Annotated in this window: 11 protein-coding genes; 7 read left to right on the top strand and 4 right to left on the bottom strand. The window is 59.7% G+C overall.

The window, feature by feature from the left end:
• Positions 1–14: 14 nt before the first annotated feature.
• Positions 15–2,585 carry a PAS domain S-box protein gene (locus G5S37_RS21330; RefSeq protein WP_165206464.1) on the bottom strand — a complete coding sequence of 857 codons (2,571 nt, stop codon included), beginning with the start codon at positions 2,583–2,585 and terminating at the stop codon, positions 15–17.
• Between the two features lie 186 nt (positions 2,586–2,771).
• On the bottom strand, positions 2,772–4,031 hold the full coding sequence (locus tag G5S37_RS21335) for a PQQ-binding-like beta-propeller repeat protein (RefSeq protein ID WP_206026088.1): 1,260 nt from the start codon (positions 4,029–4,031) through the stop codon (positions 2,772–2,774).
• Between the two features lie 123 nt (positions 4,032–4,154).
• On the opposite strand from G5S37_RS21335, the gene G5S37_RS21340 reads away from it, so the two are divergent.
• The 4 genes from G5S37_RS21340 to G5S37_RS21355 are packed head-to-tail and all read left to right on the top strand — an operon-like array spanning position 4,155 to position 6,808.
• A complete protein-coding gene (locus G5S37_RS21340; RefSeq protein ID WP_165206466.1) occupies positions 4,155–5,201 on the top strand; it encodes a hypothetical protein in 1,047 nt (348 codons plus the stop codon).
• Positions 5,202–5,217: 16 nt separating this feature from the next.
• Positions 5,218–5,886 (top strand): sigma-70 family RNA polymerase sigma factor, encoded by a 669-nt coding sequence (locus G5S37_RS21345; RefSeq protein ID WP_165206467.1) that lies wholly within the window; start codon positions 5,218–5,220, stop codon positions 5,884–5,886.
• On the top strand, positions 5,883–6,272 hold the full coding sequence (locus tag G5S37_RS21350; RefSeq protein ID WP_165206468.1) for a hypothetical protein: 390 nt from the start codon (positions 5,883–5,885) through the stop codon (positions 6,270–6,272). The genes G5S37_RS21345 and G5S37_RS21350 overlap by 4 nt, the downstream gene beginning before the upstream one ends.
• Before the next feature lie 56 nt (positions 6,273–6,328).
• Complete coding sequence (locus G5S37_RS21355) at positions 6,329–6,808, top strand: MOSC domain-containing protein (RefSeq protein ID WP_165206469.1); 480 nt, start codon at positions 6,329–6,331, stop codon at positions 6,806–6,808.
• Here G5S37_RS21355 and G5S37_RS21360 read toward each other — a convergent pair.
• Entirely contained in the window at positions 6,789–7,610 is an 822-nt protein-coding gene (locus G5S37_RS21360) for a sulfite exporter TauE/SafE family protein (RefSeq protein WP_165206470.1), read from the bottom strand. The two genes, G5S37_RS21355 and G5S37_RS21360, sit on opposite strands and share 20 nt — an antisense overlap.
• Before the next feature lie 69 nt (positions 7,611–7,679).
• Between G5S37_RS21360 and G5S37_RS21365 the strand changes: the two genes are divergently transcribed.
• From G5S37_RS21365 to G5S37_RS21375, 3 genes are all read left to right on the top strand, one after another.
• Entirely contained in the window at positions 7,680–9,272 is a 1,593-nt protein-coding gene (locus G5S37_RS21365; RefSeq protein WP_165206471.1) for a glucose-6-phosphate isomerase, read from the top strand.
• 33 nt (positions 9,273–9,305) lie between these two features.
• Positions 9,306–9,752: a hypothetical protein gene (locus tag G5S37_RS21370; RefSeq protein WP_206026089.1), complete on the top strand. Its 447-nt coding sequence runs from the start codon at positions 9,306–9,308 to the stop codon at positions 9,750–9,752.
• Positions 9,753–9,882: 130 nt separating this feature from the next.
• A complete protein-coding gene (locus G5S37_RS21375; protein ID WP_165206473.1) occupies positions 9,883–11,442 on the top strand; it encodes a sulfatase in 1,560 nt (519 codons plus the stop codon).
• 21 nt (positions 11,443–11,463) lie between these two features.
• Here G5S37_RS21375 and G5S37_RS21380 read toward each other — a convergent pair whose 3' ends face one another.
• Positions 11,464–15,222: a hypothetical protein gene (locus tag G5S37_RS21380; protein ID WP_165206474.1), complete on the bottom strand. Its 3,759-nt coding sequence runs from the start codon at positions 15,220–15,222 to the stop codon at positions 11,464–11,466.
• Positions 15,223–15,318: the final 96 nt, after the last annotated feature.

Below are 15,318 nucleotides of genomic sequence, written 5' to 3' on the forward strand. Positions count from 1 at the left end.
TAGCAAGCCAAGCCTCACTCCCGCACATTCCGCGTCGCATTGAACAAGCTCTGCACCACGGCGAGCAACTCCATTGCATCGGCCGGCTTCGCGAGGTGGATCTGGAAGCCCTCGGAAATGGAGCGGATACGATCCTCCGTTCTCGTGTAGGCACTCAGGGCAATGGCCGGCACGCGGCCTCCAAGCTCGGCAGGCAACGCACGCACGGAGCGGATCAAGGAGTAGCCATCTGCTCCGGGCATGCCGATATCACTAATCAGAATGTCTGGCGAAATCCGCTTCAGTTCTTCGATGGCTTCCTGCGCAGAACCCGCGTTACGCACCTGCGCGCCGGCTTTGGCAAGCAACTTGGCGATAAGGAATCGGGCATCCTCCTCATCATCCACCACAAGGATGGAAATCCCATCCAGACGTGGTGGTGCAGCCGTGCTGCGTTCGCCATTCACCGCATCCGGATGGCGGCGTGAACTGTCGTCAGGCTCCACCAGGAGAGGCGCGAGTGGCAGGCAGACGACAAACGTCGATCCCCTGCCGCTGCCCGGGCTCTTCACTCTCACCGAGCCGCCGTGGAGTTCGGTGAGATGCTTCACAATGGCCAGGCCCAGTCCCAGGCCGCCGTGTCTGCGTGTCGTCGAGGCATCCGCCTGGCGGAAACGCTCAAAGACATAAGGCAGGAAGTCCGCGTCGATGCCGCTTCCTGAGTCGTTCACCGTGACTTCCAGGTGCGAGTTCACCCTCTCCAGCAGGATTTGCACCCGCCCTTCACGCGGGGTGAACTTGATGGCATTGCTCAGGAGATTCCAGAAGACCTGCTGCAATCGTGAGGGATCTCCAGAAATAGGCCGGGCAAGCGGATCCAGGATAGCCTGCAGGCGAATGTTCTTGGCATCAGCCGCTGGTTTCACTGTTTCCAGAGCTGCCTCGATCACGGATGCCACCTGCACCCGTTGCACATCGAGCCTCACCTTGCCGGACAGAATGCGGCTCATGTCCAGGAGGTCCTCGATGATCTTTGTCTGCGCCTGGGCATTGCGGTCGATGACTTCCAGCCCCTGCTCCAGTTCGCCCTCTTCACATACCTCGGAGCGGAGCATCTGCGTCCACCCCAGGATGGACTGCAGCGGTGTCCTCAACTCATGGGAGAGTGTGGCAAGAAACTCGTCCTTCATGCGACTCTGCCGCTCGGCCTCTGCCGCGGAAGCCAGCGCTTCTTCGGAGGCCTTGCGCTGCTCCGTGATATCACGGGCCGTTGCCGTGAGTCGATTGACCTTGTCATCCACATCTCGCAATGGCGTGATGATCACATCCCACCATTTGGCAACGCCCTTAGCGGTAGGACAGGGCCCGTTGAACCTTGTGGCGGCTCCCGACGCCGCCCGGGATACGGCCTGCACCACATTGTTCCGCATGTCTTCGCCCCACAGCTCAGGCCACGGTTTGCCCTTTACCTGGTCGAAGGACTCAAGGTCAAAGGCTGCGACACCGGGAAGATTCATGGAAAGCAGACAGCCATCCAAATCCAGCACCACGATGCAGTCCGCACTGCTGTTCAGCACGCTGGTGCTCAGCGCTTCGCTTTCACGCAGGGCTCGTTCCATCAACCGTTGCTGTTCCAGTTCACGCTCCAGCGCCTCATAGAGACGGGCGTTCTCGATCGCCACGCCCGCCTGAGCGGCCAGCGCCAGCACGGCAGTCTCGGCGTCTTCCTCAAAGATGCCGGGCTCCGGATGCCCAAAAAAGAGCCCTCCAATCACCTCGCCAGTGCGGGAGGATACTGGCACCGCCAGATAGCTGCGGACAGGCAGATGTCCCTTGGGCATGCCATAGTGCGGTGGCAGTTGGCCGTAGCGGGGATCCTTCGTCACGTCTGCCAGGCGAACGACGCCAGTGCCATGGAACGTGGGCGCAAAAATGGGCGTGTTTCTGGGAATGCCAAACCTCGCAAACGCCTCGCGGGGCGCGCCGGAAAGCGTGTAAAGGGTGAACGCGTCACCTTGCTCGTTGTGCGTCGTGTAAAAAAAAGCGCCGAACGCCGCTCCACTCAATTCCCGTCCCGCATCGGTAATTGCCTGCACCAAAACGGGCAGATCGCGTTCCGCTGCGAGCGAGGCACCCACCTGGTTGATTGTCTCAAGTTTCACTCTTTGCCGGTGGGCCACCTCCTCCGCGCGCTTTCTTTGCGTGATGTCGCGGGCAATCTTGGATGCGCCGACGATCTCTCCCTGCGCGTTCACGATGGGCGAGATGGTGAGGGACACAAAGACCTCTCCCCCGTCCTTCCGACGGCGCACCGTATCAAAATGTTCGACCCGTTCGCCCGCCCGAATCTTCGCCAGGATTTGTTTTTCCTCATCCTGCCTGTCGGCTGGAATGACCAACGTGATGGATTGCCCCACGGCCTCCGCAGCGCTGTAGCCGAAGATCTTCTCGGCAGCGGGGTTCCAACTCATGATGATGCCCGAGAGATTCTTGCTGACGATGGCGTCGTCCGAAGAGCCAACGATGGCGGACAGCCACAACTCAGGAGAGATGGCACCTGCTTGCGTAGGCAGGCTGGCGGGTTCGGCATCCGTCTTTCGAGGCATTTTCACTTATACAGTCGGGGGAGGAAGGTGCCAACGGCAACAGGCACAGAGGGTGGTTCGCACCTCAGCATCGCGATGGATGTCCGGCAATTTGTTCAACATCAGCAGCAACCACCCTGCATCGGAGCCGTCCACTAGGAGAACATAAGCAAAGTGCTGATTCAGTCGTGGGGGGCAGGATGGACGTCACTTCACATCGAGGCACACGACCTCTCCGGCGTTGTTTTTGCACAGGAGCCTGCCGTGACTCAACACGGGGAGGACATAGGTCTTCGCGGGCAGCACCTGCACACGACTCAGCACTTCCAGCTTGTCAGCCAGTGGCCGGGCCAGCACCAGTTCGCCGACGCTGGTGAGGATGACGAGATGCCCATCACTCAAGATGGCGGTACCCTTGTCAATCTCGCCAGATACCCACGCAGTTTCACCGCTCTTCATGTCGAGGCAGCGGAGTTCTTTTACGCCTCGCTTTTGGTCATTGAAGACAATGAGCTTCCCCTCCCAAGGGACCCCCGAATTGAAGAGCAAGCCCAAGTCGCGATCATTCCACTGCGGGGTGAGCTTTCCGCCAGCGAACTTCAGGAGTGAGCTCCCATCCGAGCCCGTATGTGAGATGAAAATTACGTCATCATTCACATGCGGGGTGGCGCAGTTGCAGAAATCCCTCGTCACGGTCTCATACCTGGCGAGTTCCTCTCCATCCTCGGGTTTCAACAGTCGAAAGCTGTCCCCCTTGAACAAAGCAAGCACGGTGGCGCCGCTCATCTGCACCAGTGCAGGTGACGCATAACCGGCCTCGCCACTTCCCTTTCCCCAGATCAGGTTGCCTGTTTTCGCCTCCACACACACGGTGGACTGCTCATCGCCTCCGGCATCCAGATAAACGCGATCTCCCTGCACCAGCACACTGCTGGCATAGCCGTAGACAGGACGCTTGCCGTTGTAGTCCGCGAGCATGTGCTTGTGCCAGATCACTTTTCCTGTCGCAGCCTCCAGACACCAGACATCTCCTTCCCTGCTGACCATGTACAGGCGGTCATCCGCAACGGTTGGCGTGGACGCAGGGCCAAACGGCACCACGGGCATCTCATGCGCCGCTGTCTTGCAGGGATAACGATACCTCCAGAGTTCCTTTCCAGAATTCAGGTCGCGGCACACGATGCTGTCTTCATCTGCGCCGTTGTTGCCTGCGGTATACGCACGGTCTCCCACCACGGCGAAGGAGGCGAGTCCACGGCCGACGCTAGCCTTCCACAACACCGGAGGTCCATCCGCAGGCCAGTCCTTTTTCCAACCGGCTTCCGGCGTGGTGTTGTTGTGCAGGGGACCATGGAGGTGCGGCCAGTCGGAGATGCCCGGTACTGCAGCAGCCTTCTCCGCCCAGAGGGAGAGAGTCATGGCCTGCACTGTAAGTGCCCCCAAGGCGAACTGTCGGAAGATGGTCATCCAGCGAGTCATCATGCACTCAAGGATACAGCGTGAGTCCCCTTAAAAAAGCACGGATCAAAAATCCTGCGTGGGTTTCGGAAGACACTGTCGTGATTCCCATGAAACCACATCCTTCCTTCGATGAATCTTCCATTCCTTTCCTCCTTCGTGGTCGCTGCTCTTCTTGGTCTGTCGGGTGGCATCATGGCCCAGACGCCCGGAGTGACACATCTTACTTCCCCGGTGCGCCCTCCCGGCAACTGGGCAAACGCGCCTTCTGAAGAGGATGTGCAGGAACTCGGAACCTTGATCAACCTCGGTCGGCGCACGATGGGAATAGCCGTAGAAAACCTGGAACAACTGTACTTCGAGAAATACGCCAAAACTGGTCTGGTGGATTTCCAAATGCCCAAGCTCCTCTATGGCCCCGGCGCCAGGGAAGCAATGATCGACGGTGACCTGAAGCTCAGCTTGTACAACATGCGAGCCGTGGACGCCGTGGCATTGGTCGCAGCCGCCGCGGGCTGCAGGCTGGAACCCATTCCAGCACCGCCGGAGTCTCCCGAGGACAAAAAGAAACCACTACGGGTCGTGGGCTACCATGTCACCCTGGCCATGAACTCCAACCCCGCGCTGATGCCTGAAATCAAGCCCGTGGTGCAGGACATGCCCCCTCGTTCCCTGACCAACATCACGACACTGCGCCCCCCTCTGGTCAGAGTCGTGGAGCCGTTGGTAGACACCTTCGTGTACTCGAACATCGAAGCAGCACCCAGTCCCGGTTTGCCTGGAAACTTCAATGATGTTCCGCTTCCAGTGCCCCCGGCCGCAGACCCTGCCATGGCCACCCCAATGCTACCCGGCATGACTTCCGCTCCATCGCCACTTCCATCACTCCCCACGAGACCGTTCGTGCGCATCTATCCGGTGGGTTTTTTCATCAAGGGCAATGAAAACAACGAGCAGTACGCGGAAAAGCACCTGTCCCTGGAGCAGCTTGTGAAGAACGCGCTCGAACAAGCGAAGCTGGATGACAAAGAGGAGCCGGTCCTGTCCCTGCACTCCGCGACCAAGATCCTCATCGTGCGCGCCAGTGCCGCCCAGCATGAACTCATCCAGCAGATCATTACCTCGCTAAAGGAAAATGATCAGGCGAGCGCCCAAGGAACGGCTGCGCCGCCACGTTGATTGTCTGCATCATTCCGTGTCCATCCCATCCACCAGCATCGTCGAATCTTCATTCGCCGCTCTCATGGACCAAGTGGAGCCAGCTCTCCCGCATGAACTGCCGGCAACGGAAGAGTGTGCGTTCGCGCTGGCAGATGTCCCGCGACTGACGGCGGCGCTGAAACGCGGCGAGGAGGTCGCCTTCACCTGGCTGCATCGCGCATGGAACTCACGCATCAATCGCTACTGCTTTGCTCTTGCCGCAGGAGATGCCGCCTTCGCTTCAGAAATCTCCCAAGGTGTATGGCTGCGCATCGTTCGGCATATGCGTGTGCTCGCTGACGAGCAGGCTCTCTGGTGCTGGATTGCCTGCGCCGCGCGACACGCCGCATCCGATCTGCGCCGCAAAGGAGGACGCTACCAACGCGCGCTGGAACGATTCAAGGACTGGTGGTCTCCCTCGTCATCCGAATCCACGGCAGCCGATGACACCACCAGCCTGATGAACGCGATGGAAGCTGCCCTGGCCCAACTCACCGAAGAGGAAAAACTTCTCATCGAAGGCCGCTACTTCGCCACTGAATCCCTGGAGAGCATCGGAGCGCGCCTCTCCCTTTCCAGCCGTGCCGTGGAAGGCCGCCTCGCGCGGCTGCGCCAGCGGCTGAGGGAGGAAATCGCCAGGCAACTTCGCCAACAAGGAACATGAACTCGAAACTAAAATCGATGCAACGTCTGCTCGATGACGTGGTGACTCCCGAGTCCGACTGCGGACATCTGGGACCGAATCGCGCCACCATTCTGGAAATGGTAAGCCATGAGCAAGGGCGACGGAGACGAACGCGGAGATGCCTCGGTGCCGCGGCCGGTGTGGGCTTTTGTGCCATGCTGGCGCTTCTCTTCATACGACCGTCTCCCCTGCCGCAAGAGACTTCCACCATGCTCTCAACGGTGCAAACAGCGCCATCCCCACCTCCACCCCTCACCATTCGCGAGGTGGATGACAAGCAACTGCTGGAACTGCTGAAGGGCACGCCGGCCGCCCTGATGGAATGGCCGGACGGAAAGCGCACCTTGCTGGTGATGGGGCGGTAGAATAGATAAACAGATCGTTGCTGCAAAATGCCACGAGTACGGCGAAGTTCGCGGTCATGGTTCCCCGCCTGATCGCCATCTACCTTTCGCCTGCCGCCACTGTCCTGCCCACATCCGTGGCGGAGGCAGAAGCAAAGGCGCATACCGGGCTGGTGGGTGATCGCTACTTCACCGGGAACGGCACATTCTCCAACGCCACTCCAAAAGGTCCGGGACGCGAACTCACCTTGATCGAAAGTGAGGCGCTCCAGGCAGTGGAAGCAGAGCACGGCATCCGCCTGAGCGCTGCACAGGCCCGACGAAATCTGGTGACGGAGGGAATCCGGCTCAACGACCTCGTGGGGGTGAAGTTCTTCATTGGCGGCGTGCTGCTGGAGGGCATCCGATTTTGCGATCCCTGCACGCATCTCAATGTCGTGACCGGCATGCCTCTGCTGAAAGCTCTGGCCAATCGGGGCGGTCTCAGGGCGGCGATTCTGAACGATGGCATCCTGCAGGTAGGCGATGAGATTGCCCTCACCGCCACTGCCGCATGAAAAGCTCCAGGCAGATCGCGAGGCCAATCAAGATGACCACGGTGCGCACCCAGACCGCAGGGATGCGCTGGGCCAGCAGGCTGCCAGACCAGTAGCCACCCACGGAGCCCGCCATGAGCCAGAGGGCCAGGTCCCACTGCACCCCGCCTTTGATGATGAAGTAGGTCACGGCGGAGACATTCATGAGCATGGCCAGCACCACCTTCATCGCATTCATCTGATTGATATCCCGCAGCCCCAGCACGCCGAGAGTGGCCAGCATCATGATGCCAATGCCCGCGCCAAAGTAGCCGCCGTACACCGCCACACCCGCGAGGATGAAAACACTCCAGAGGTGCAGCTTGGGCTCGGAGGGTGTTGCCGCTTCCCCCGGCAGGATGGCTGCCGACTGTCTGCGGCTCAGCCAGCGCTGGACCAGCCCGTTGCACATGAACAGAACTGTGGCTAGGAGCAACAGCCATGGCACGATGAAATCGAAGACTCGCGAGCCTGTCTGCACCAGAAGGATGCCACCGGTCAGCCCGCCCAGCAAGGCCACGGGCGCCAGCTTCCAGAGCCAGGCGCTCATCGGGCCGATGTGACGACGGAACGTCCACGCGCTCAACGGCATCCCGGGAAAGAGCGCCACGGTGCTGGTGATATTTGCCTGCAGGGTGTTCAGTCCGGCCCAGAGCAGGACGGGAAAGGTAACCATGGTGCCGCCCCCGGCCACGGCATTCATCATGCCAGCCACGAAACCCGCGCCTGCGACCACCAGAGACCTCTGCCAATCCATCGTCCCGCGATACGTCGTATTTTTCATGCTCGCAATGCACAGGACGAATCATTCGCCGGTTGCACAGCCCCCTGTCCGTGGTACCTCCCCTTCACCATGAACCTCTGGCAGCGCTATCAGAAGCACCTCGTCCGCTACAACGATCTCGGCATCTCGATCGACATCTCGCGGATGAATTTTCCCGATGACTTTTTCGCGAAGATGAAGCCGCTTACGGACAAGGCTTTCGCGGACATGAAACAACTCGAAGCGGGCGCCATCGCCAATCCCGATGAAAAGCGCATGGTGGGCCACTACTGGCTGCGCAACTTCGGCCTGGCTCCCACGCCAGAACTCCGCGCGGGCATCGAGAGCGATATCGCCCAGTCGAAGGCTTTTGCTGACGAAATCCACGCCGGCAACATCGTCGCTGAGCGCGGTGGCCGCTTCACCCGCCTGCTGATCGTGGGCATCGGCGGCTCGGCGCTGGGTCCGCAGTTCATCACGGACGCCCTGGTGAATGCCTGGGACTCCCCGCTGAAGACGCACTTCTTCGACAACACCGATCCCGATGGTCTCCAGCGCGTGCTCTCCGACATCGGCGCGGATCTCAACCGCACGCTGACGGTGGTCATTTCAAAGTCGGGTGGCACGCCCGAGACGCGCAACGGGATGCTGGAAGCCAAGGCCGCCTACGAGCGCGCGGGTCTGGATTTTGCAAAGCATGCCGTAGCCGTCACCGGTACTGCTGCCAATGGCATCAGCAGCAAGCTGGAGGGCTACGCCAATGAGAACAAGTGGCTGAAGATCTTCCCCATGACGGACTGGGTGGGTGGGCGCACCTCCATCATGCATACCGTAGGCTTGGTGCCGATGGCTTTGCAGGGTGTGGATGTGGACTCGCTGCTCGCCGGCGCCTCCGCCATGGATGAAAAGACCCGCAGTCTGCCTGTGGAAGAGAATGCCGCCATGCTGCTGGCGCTCATGTGGCATGCGGCTGGCGAAGGCAAGGGCACGAAGGACATGGTTATCCTGCCCTACAAGGACCGCCTCGTCCTGCTGAGCAAGTACCTGCAGCAGCTCGTCATGGAGTCACTCGGCAAAGAGCTCGATCTGGACGGCAAGAAGGTGAACCAGGGCATCGCCGTGTACGGCAACAAGGGCTCCACCGACCAGCACGCCTATGTGCAGCAGCTCCGCGACGGCGTGAACAATTTCTTCGCCACCTTCATCGAGGTGCGCAAGGGAGCCTCAGGTTCCCAGTTGGAAGTGGAACCCGGCACCACGTGCGGCGACTTCCTGCAGGGCTTCCTGCGCGGCACCCGCAAGGCGCTCTACGAAAACGGCCGCCAGTCCGTGACCATCAGCGTCCCGGGAGTGAATGCCTTCATGGTGGGCGCCATCATCGCCCTCTTCGAGCGGGCCGTGGGCTACTACGCCACGCTGGTGAACGTCAACGCCTACCACCAGCCCGGGGTCGAGGCTGGGAAGAAGGCCGCTGGAGACTTCCTGAAAATCCTCACCGGAGTCCGCACACAGCTGGCAAAGGCAGGCACGGCTTCGGCCGATGAAATCGCCTCCGCCACTGGCGCGGATGCCGAGGAAGTCTACCATTGCCTCGTGCACCTTGCGGCCAATGAGCCTCACGTGACGCAGTCCACGGGAAAATCTCCTGCCGAAGACCGCTTCACGCTAGAAACACATGCTTGAGCTATTGGCTCACATCGTTCACAATAAGGCATCATGCCTTGGATTCCCCCATCCATTTCCATGTTGCTAGCTGAAGTTTCGTCCGCATCTGCGGACGAAACCGTGCGGCAAGTGGACTATTTCCCTCTTCATTTCCAGATTCTTTGCATCGTCCTGACGGCGCTGTTCATCTGGATCTTTTGCATTGCCCGGAACCCCCGCGGCTGGCGCAGACTGTACCAGGCGAAATTCTGCAATCCCGAAGATCACTCAGTGAACCGCAACAAGCGGCTGGATGAACTCATCCGGAAGTACGGAATCATGGCTGCCATGCTGGTCCTGGTGGCCGATGTGGGCTTCGTGATCTGGGGCGTGACCAATCGCTACCGCCACGACAGCCTGCGCCCCCTGACGAAGGAGGAACAATTCCGTGCGGCCGAAGCCGAGCGCATCCAGGGCGGCGCCAAGAAGACCAATGCGCGCCGGACGGTGGGTGGCTGAAGGACGGGCCAAAGCGGTTCAAGTTGCCGGGCGGCCGTAGGGTTGCAGTGTCATTGCCCGGTTGCATGAGCGCGACAGGTGCGTGCAAAACTTTCCGCTAGATCCAGCGTCGCGCTTTGGTTTAAGCGGCATGCACTTTCCCGGGTTCCTCATTTCATGCCTGCTCGCTTTGCTAGCCACCGGCTTGCCTCACGTTGCAGCAGCTGCAGAACCCGCGGCCGCGAAACCAAACATCCTCATCATCACAGTGGATGACATGAGCGCGGACTCGCTCGGAGCCTTTGGCTGCAAGCTGCCGGACACCTCGCCACACATCGACCGGCTCGCAGGACAGGGCATGAAGTTCCAGCTCGCGCATGTGCAGGCGGGGAACTGCATGCCATCTCGCAATGTGATGTGGTCCGGGCGCTACACGCACCACAACCGCATCGAGGGCTTCTATCAGGTCCGGGATGTAGAGTATCCGGTACTGACGGATCTCATGAAGGGCGGTGGATACTTCACCGGCATTCGTGGAAAGGTGGCGCACTCCACTCCCTACTCACCCTACAAATGGGACATCGATCTCGACGCTGGTCCTGATGGAAAGCAGGTGCATGGGAAGGATGCTCCGTCCTATGAGGTGAGCACCACCCAGGGCATCCAGGCCGCGAAGTCAGCGGGCAAACCCTTCTGCCTGATGATCAATGTCGCGGATCCGCACAAGCCTTTCTACGCAGAGGGCAATCGGGGAGAGACCATTCCAGATGCCCATGTGCCGAGCAAAGTGTTCACACCCGAGGAAGTACCCATTCCAGGTTTCCTTTTTGACGACCCGGTGGTGCGCAAGGAACTCTCCCACTACTATTCGTCCGTACGCCGCGCGGATGATGCCGTGGGTGCCATCCTCACCGCGCTGAAGAAATCCGGCGAAGATGAACACACCCTGATCCTGTTCCTCTCGGACCATGGCATGCCGCTGCCCTTTGCGAAGACCCAGCTCTACCACCACAGCACCCACACACCGCTCATTGTACGCTGGCCGGGAGTGACCAAGGCAGGTGCCGTGGACGAGCAACACATGGTTTCGGCTGTGGACCTGCTTCCGACGCTGCTGGATGCCTCCGGCATCACACATCCCACAGGACTGGATGGTATATCATTTGCCCCCATCCTCCGGGGCAACACACAAGAGGGACGCGACGTTATCGTGAAGGGCCACACGGAGAATGCCGGACGCTCCCGCGACCCCATGCGCGCCATTCAGACCAAGAAGTACCTCTACATCTTCAACGCGTGGTCGAATGGCACCCGCGTCATGGCCACCGCCACCAGCGGCACTTCCACCTACCGGCGCATGGTGGCCCTCGCCAAAACAGATCCCCAAATCGGTGGCCGACTGGAGGTGTATCAACACCGAACGATGGAGGAGCTTTACGACGTGGAGAAGGATCCAGATTGCCTTCACAATCTGATCGGTCATCCGGGAAGCGAAAAGGACGCAGGTAGCATGCGCCAGATGCTGGATGCATGGATGGTGAAGTATGAAGACCCCATGCTCGAAATCTTCCGCAAACGCGATGACGCTGCGGCGCGCGAAGCATGGGTCGCCGCTCAGGAGAAGGAGGCGGAAAGCCGCGTGGGTGGAAAAAAGGGTGGGAAGAAAAAGGCAGGTGCACGGGCGGGCAATGCCACACCTGCGGACGAGTGAGCAACCGTCGCCCTTCCTTCCTCACAAGTTCGTGGTGACTTTCTGTCCTGTGCCACCGGTAGAGGGTGACCTGGGTTTGTACCCGCTTTGCGCGAGAGCCTCCCGGGTGGAGAGTGGCTCCTTTTCCTTTACCTTGTGATCCAACTGACTCCGTGGTACACCCTCACCAAGACCAAGTCCCACGAAGTCGATCGGCTCACGGATTTCGGGGTGCGATGGATCTGACCTCGAAGGGGTAGTTCCCACGGAGGATACCACCGCCCCCAGACTCGGGTCTCTCGATGGTTCAATCAGTATGCCCGACCGGGGCGGGTCCAACTCAGGAGCCCCCAGCGGAGGTCCCTCCCTCCGGACAACCTGGGGAAGAACTCCAATTTCCAATCGCGGCACAGGGGTGTGCAGCTTCTTCGCCAGGGAGACAAAGCCACCCCCGCCGACCGATTGCGTCATCAGATTCAAATCCCGGAGATGGCGGTTCTTGCTGAAGTCAGTTCCTTCCGCCTCCATCTCACGCTTCACTTTCGCGATGGCCACCGCGGCTTTGTCTGGCGGTTCACCGGCCAGGGAAGCCGCAAGAGCCCTCTTGAGGTCTTCTTCAGGCAGTTTGCTGCCCGCCTTGGTATCACGCGTGGCGGGCACCAGCTCATCCAGGAGCTTGTCCATGTATTTCCGGCACTCCTGCATCTCTTTCCCAGCGGTCTCGTAAGCACCCTGCACTTTGAGCAATTGTGCTCGATCCTCAGGTTTGAGTTCAGGATGCTGCTTCAGGTAGTAGTCCACGATTGCGGCGTTCGCGGTCGTGATCTCCGGTGGTGCATTCTCGTACGCGGGATCCAGGAGCGCCTTGTGCTTCCTGCAATTGGCCTCCAGTGTTTCTGCATTCTTGAGGTCATTTTTTGCTTTTTCGATCGCTCTATTGAGCGCCAGCTCACGATCGGAACCTGAAAGCGGCGCGGGCCTTTCGTTCTGCTTTGCCTCGACCGCCTCCTTCAACTTCGCCGTTGCCTCTGCTGTGCCGCGAACGGCATTTTCAAGTTTCGCCGCCAGCTCAAGCCTTGCCTGCGCGGGGGTCACGTCCAGTGTCAATGCTCCCGACTGCGCAGGATTCTGCGCCCTCCACTCCGCCATGGCGGCGAAGAACCCCTGCTGGGCCTGTTTCGCCTGCACCGGGTCTGCGGAGTAGGTCAGCACACTCTGCAGGGAGTCAAATTTGGGCCGGCCAATGTTTTTGTCCATGGTCGCGTGCGCCTCGTTCCATGGGAGATGCGCTTCACGAAGCAGGCTCTTGGCCATGCCGGTAGTGTTCGTGTAAGAGAGATGGCCTTCAAAAAAGGTGCCAAAATCACGCTGGCGATCACTGGCCAGGTGACTCGCCTTGCTGAAATTATCGATGGAGGACTTCATGGCCTCATGGTGCTTCTCTTCTGCTCCAAGGGGCAGGTCGAGGCAGAACCTTGCATCACTGACTGTGCAGCCCATGCCAGCCGCCTTGGCCCTGGGCTGCCATGAATTTCCTCCATTGAGATTGGAAACAAAGGCATCCAACCCGCCCGCCAGAAGGAGCGAAGGCTGATTCGTCTGAATCTCAGAGACGACCATGGTATTGCGCCCATCCCTCATCGTGGCCGCCAGTCCGTATTCCCCCTCGTGCTCAAGGGCCAGTACCGACTTCGCGAGGATCGTCCCCTCGGAGACCTGATCCGTATCGTCCCCCATGAAGAACTTCGCAGAACTTCTCTCCAAAGAATGCTGTTGGATGAGTGGCAGCGCTTGGTCCGCCGTCAGGTTCTTCCAATCAATACCGTTATTCTCACAGTAGCGAATCATCGGCCCGAGCATGTAGGCCATGTTTCTGGCGCCACCGTACCCTGCATACCCCTCACCAGTGGTATCGAACATCTTTTGCAATCCCGGGCCTCCGAGGCGCCTCACGTCCGCCATGGAGACGTGCACCACCTTCAAGCCTGACGCAGCATACTGCCGCTCCAGTTCCCTGCAGTACGCCTCGTTCTTCGCCCAAAGGTCGGGATTCTTCGCATCGGTCTGGTCGAAGACCAACATGGGAGTCTTCTCCAGTGAATACCTGGGATTGCGGTTCTGAATCAGTGCCGCTGTTCTCGCCATGTCAGCGGCAGTAGATCCCATCCACGGACATTCGCTCAAGTCACGTCCCGCAGTGGGAACGACCGGAACAAGCCTGTCCAGTCCCTTAGCATATTCGGTGGGATCCTGCAGCGCCGCCTGGTGGCCGGAGACTTGCCTGGTAAACGCCATGAATCCCCGCAGAAACATGGAGTCCACCTTCTCATCTGTTGGGGTCATGCCACTGGCCTTGAAGGGGTCCGTTGGCCCCGTCATGTTCGATCCAAACTTTTCAAATACAGGAAGCAGCTTTTCCTTGGTGAACTGGTCCGGAGGGAAGCGCGTCACGAACGCATCCAAATCATCATGCAAATTCTGAGCCTTGATCTTGGCGTCCCCATCCAAAGTTTTGAGATGCTCCTTTAGAAAGTCGCGACGCTGCGCCATCTTCGTCAGCACCGTATTCATCGTCTTCGCGACACTGTCGCTGCGATTTGCCGCGAGGTCCTGAGCTTCCTTCTTGAGAGTCGCGGACATGCTTGCCGCTGTTTCTCCCTTCGAAGCCATGTCAGCAAACTTCGTGGGGCTGTAGCGCCCGCCCGAAACCTCACCGAGCACCTCATTCAGATCTTTGAGCTTTGCATTCCTGGTCACCACCACGTCATCGTTCACCGCTTGGGACACCACTTTGACAATGCGCCGATCCCCTTCGCGATTTCGCAGGGCGCTCTCCGCAGTGAGCCTCACCAAATCGCCGGGCGGAAGGTTCATCGCCTTGGCAAGTTCATCCTCCCCCACCCCGGGAGTCTCCGCCAGCGCAGCGTAAAGCTGGCCAGTGAAGCGGCCCTTTCCATCGCCGACCAGACCATTGGTCTTTCCGACTGACTCGATGGAAGCGAGGTCTGCATCAGATCCATGGGAATTCGCAACGCGGCTTTTGAAGTCGAGCTTGTTTGCAAAAGCCTTCTGAGCATCCCATGAAACACCGCTCGCCTGCAGGTGATCCACGAACTGCCTGGTCAAGCGCGCTTCCGTGCCGGAGGGGTCCCTCCGGTTCATCCTCACCAAAGAAGAAGCCACCTGCGCTCCCGCTCGCACATCCGAGAACACCCGCCCCAAATCTGGGAGGTCACGATCCTTGGGCAGCTTTCCCACCTGTTGAGCCGCATACTCCTTCATCGCCCGATGCATGGACTGGTAGAGCCGGTTCCCCGTCATCTCATCCGCCATGAGCAGCCGGCGCTGCGCTTCAGGAGAAAGTCCGGCCACTGCCAGCAGGGTGTTTTGCGCATCGCGAGGGTCATTGGCGATGGCCACCATGGATTCCACCACGGTGATGGATTGCTTCAACTGCGATTGCTCTGCATTGGCATGCACGACCGCGGGCGGCTTCTGCAACAACTTCTCCAGCGCCTGCGTCGTTTGCGTGGCCTTGACATCCATCCGGGGGCTGGCCATGGCATTGGCAAGAGCTGTATTAGCCGCAATCACCGCGGACTCTTCCGCGGAAGACCAAAAGCTGGACCGGTTTCTCCCTTCGGCCCATCCCTTGATCTGGTCGCGCCACGTCGAATCCGGAAACCCATCATCCATGCTGGCACCAGGACCGGGAGCATCTCCCACCCGATCATAGGGCGAGCCCAGACCGCGCTCATCACCACGAAGGCAGGACGCTAGTTTTTGGTGGTGCTCTGCCATGGGGATGACTTCAACGCGAGAGTCATCTCATCATCCTGCGGCATCCTCATGGAGGAAATTAAATAAGGGTTCACGAACAATGAACCACTATAGTAT

This window comes from Roseimicrobium sp. ORNL1, assembly GCF_011044495.1.
Classification (GTDB): domain Bacteria; phylum Verrucomicrobiota; class Verrucomicrobiia; order Verrucomicrobiales; family Verrucomicrobiaceae; genus Roseimicrobium.